This is a genomic window from Nitrospirota bacterium, assembly GCA_035873375.1.
In the GTDB taxonomy this organism is placed as follows: Bacteria; Nitrospirota; Thermodesulfovibrionia; order Thermodesulfovibrionales; family JdFR-85; genus BMS3Bbin07.
The window spans coordinates 1-3,366 of sequence record JAYWMQ010000054.1; the positions used below are offsets into that span (position 1 = coordinate 1).

3 protein-coding genes are annotated in these 3,366 nt (G+C 44.4%); 2 read left to right on the forward strand and 1 reads right to left on the reverse strand.

The window, feature by feature from the left end; genetic code table 11:
- Window positions 1–869: TIGR02757 family protein (locus VST71_11565; GenBank protein ID MEC4686357.1), on the forward strand; the 869-nt coding region annotated here is incomplete at its 5' end.
- A 1,019-nt stretch (window positions 870–1,888) separates the two neighbouring features.
- On the forward strand, window positions 1,889–2,860 hold the full coding sequence (locus tag VST71_11570; protein MEC4686358.1) for a transposase: 972 nt from the start codon (window positions 1,889–1,891) through the stop codon (window positions 2,858–2,860).
- A 60-nt stretch (window positions 2,861–2,920) separates the two neighbouring features.
- On the opposite strand, the gene VST71_11575 is transcribed toward VST71_11570, so the two are convergent.
- The coding region (locus VST71_11575; GenBank protein ID MEC4686359.1) for a GGDEF domain-containing protein at window positions 2,921–3,366 on the reverse strand (446 nt) is incomplete at its 5' end.

The following is a 3,366-nucleotide window of genomic DNA, read 5'->3' on the forward strand; positions in this document are numbered from 1 at the left end:
GGTGGATCTGGATCAACGGGAGATCATCTTTGGGTTACCCCGGACTTAAAAAAATCCTTGATAACTTATACGGCACCTATGATTTCAGTGAAAGACTCCTTCATGACCCCGTTAAATTTCCCCACCGCTACAAAGGCAGAAGAGATATAGAAGTTGCCGCCTTTATCGCCTCAGCCCTTGCCTACGGAAGGGTAACACTCTTCAGTCCTGTGATTGACAGAATACTGACCCCCATGGGGAAAAACCCTGCCGGCTTCATTGCCGGATTTGACCCCAAAAAAGATGCCCGCCGTTTTGATGGTATAAGATACAGGTTCAACAAAACAGAGGACATCGTCTGCCTGATTTATGTGCTCTCAGCCATACTCGAGAAATACGGCTCTGTTGAGATAGCTTTTCTTGAGTCATATGACGGCCAGGCTGTTTCAACGGCAATTTCAGGTATGGTCAGGTATGCCTTGTCTCTGAATAAAACCCCTGTGTACGGTCAGGATATAAACCCTGCGGGATTTAAACAGTTTTTCCCCTCCCCTGAGAGGGGGAGTTCCTGCAAGAGGATGAACCTTTTTCTGCGGTGGATGGTCAGGAGCGGGGATATTGACTTCGGCATCTGGAAGGGGATTCCCGCAAACCGGCTTGTTATCCCGCTTGATACGCATATAGCAAGGATCAGCAGGTGCCTCAGCCTTACCGGTCGAAGAAGCCGGGACTGGAAGATGGCTGAGGAGATTACAGAAAGCCTCAGGAGGCTCGATCCTGAAGACCCGTTAAAATATGATTTCGCCCTCTGTCATCAGGGGATTATGGGTTTGTGCAGGGATGGGGTCTGCACGGGTGATCGTTCAGCCTGTCCTGTTGTGAATTTGTAGATATAACCTCGAAATCCCGAAATACTTCCCTCCCCCTTGACGGGGGAGGGCGAGGGTTGGGTGATTAAGATGCAGTTTTTACCAATACTATACGTATTACGTATTGCCTGATATTACAGCATAGATACGAAAATGATAATTTGTTTTTTTGATAAAATAATCAATTAGAGAGTGCATATGTTCCTAAAATGTGATATAGTATAGGGAAATTTGGGGAGAAACAGGTAGTTCGTATATTAATTGTTCGGGTGTGCTGCGCACGTCCGAACAAATCCGCTGGAGCGAAAGTCCTCACGGACTTCAAGCTTCGCTTGAGCCTGTTCCTACTTCGCTCAGCTCCGCATTAGGCATTTGATAAATCATGGTAAAAGTTAAAGTAAATGATCTCACAAAGTTAGAACGGGAACTCTTGTTCAATATAACGAATAATGGCGTCCTCACAACACGTGGGCTTGATGTGTCAGGCTTTGATCGTGATTTTTCGTTAATCCACCCAAGTAATATTCGCGAATCGTTGGTTTCTTTAATTGGACATGGGTATTTAAAATCACCATCAGAGCCATTATCCTCAGTATTCTTCACTGAAGATGGGTACCATGAATGCCAGGTGTCATTCAGGCATAAATTAAAATGGCATAAATTCGTTTCAAAATTTAAATTATTATCAGCAAACTATTTTAAGAGAATTCTTTTTATAATAATTTCCGCAATAGTCGCAAGCGCGGTAACATACTATTTTACGTCCGCGAATTAGGCCAATTAGATTTTGGAATCAATGAAATTGAATAATTATCAATTTACTGAAAAAATCTGGTTTCAGATTTTGGTTAGTTCACTCTGGTTTCTTATTTTAGCGACCGGAGGTCTACTGACTTAGAGGACGTAATAGTTTAGTTCCATCTTTATACGAACAGAAAAAGACTTAGGGGACGTTATTGACTACATTGACTAACTATGCTATAGTAATGTAGTCAGAGGAAAGTAATTACGAAAAAACGACAACAACACGGAGAAAGAGAATGCCACGGCAGGCAAGACTTGATGCCCCGGGAACACTGCACCATATTATCATTCGGGGAATAGAGCAGAGAAAAATAGTAGATGACAGGAAGGATCGTGAGAATTTTGTAGAAAGAGTAGGGCGAGCTGCATTAGAGACCAGAACCTCAATCTATGCGTGGGCATTGATGCCGAATCATGCACATTTCCTTCTTCGAAGCGGCCAGGTGGGTATATCAACCTTCATGCGCCGGTTCCTGACCGGCTACGCAATCACTTATAACCAGCGCCACCGTCGTCATGGCCACCTGTTTCAGAACAGGTACAAATCAATAGTGTGTGACGAGAACAGTTACTTTGCTGAGTTGGTTCGATATATACACCTTAATCCCCTTCGTGCAAACCTGGTCAAAACCCTGTCGGAACTTGACAGATACCGTTACTGTGGACACAGTGTGTTGATGGGTAGAGTAAAGAATAAATGGCAGGACCGTGATTATGTATTAAACCGGTTTGGCAATAAGGAGGGAGAGGCAAGAAAGGCCTACCGGGTATTTCTTAAAGGTGGAATAGCAAAAGGGAATCAACCGGAGTTGGTTGGAGGCGGATTAATCCGCTCACTTGGTGGATGGTCGGAAGTGAAATCCTTGAGAAGACAAGGAGAGGGGAGACTGACTGATGAGCGGATATTAGGGAGCGGGGATTTTGTAATGAAGGTTCTGCAGGAGGCAGAGGATAAGTTAAAGAAGCAGTTTTCAGCAGATGAACGAAGAAAGAAAATGAAAGAAGTTATACAGAAGATATGCAAAAAAGAAGGGGTAAATATTCAGGAATTGGAGTCTGGCAGCCGGAGGAGCAGGGTGTCTGAGGTAAGGTCGCAGATAGTTTGCAGGTTGATTGAGACTTATGGGATTCCATTGGCGGAGGTTGCTCGCCAGGTAGGAGTTTCCACCTCTGCAGTATGTAAGATAATAACACGGAAAAGTAGTTAGTCAACGTAGTCAATAGGATGTCCCCTAAGTTCACTAAGTTCAGTACGTATGCTGCAGATATCAGGGTTGCAGTTCAAAGATGCTTACCCTGTTTCTTCCGTTTTTCTTTGATGAGTACAGGGCCTTATCTGCAGCGTCTATAATTGTACCCTTTTTGGTTTTCTTTTTTGCGGGGTCATAGGTGGTTACCCCGAGACTGACGGTTTGTGTTATCTGTTTGCAGTTGAGAGGGATATGGAGTTTTTCCACAGCAAGTCTGATCCTTTCGGCTAAAACCGCAGCCCCCTTAAGTGTGGTCTCCGGAAGTACGATGGAAAATTCCTCGCCGCCGTATCTTGCGGCTATATCGGATGAACGCAGTGTCGATGATATTACTTCTGCAATCATTTTCAGGACGATGTCCCCCTGTGGATGTCCGTATGTATCGTTGATCTTCTTGAAGAGGTCTATGTCTATCATTATAAGTGACAGCGGGTGTCCATACCGGCTTGCCCTTTCCATCTCCC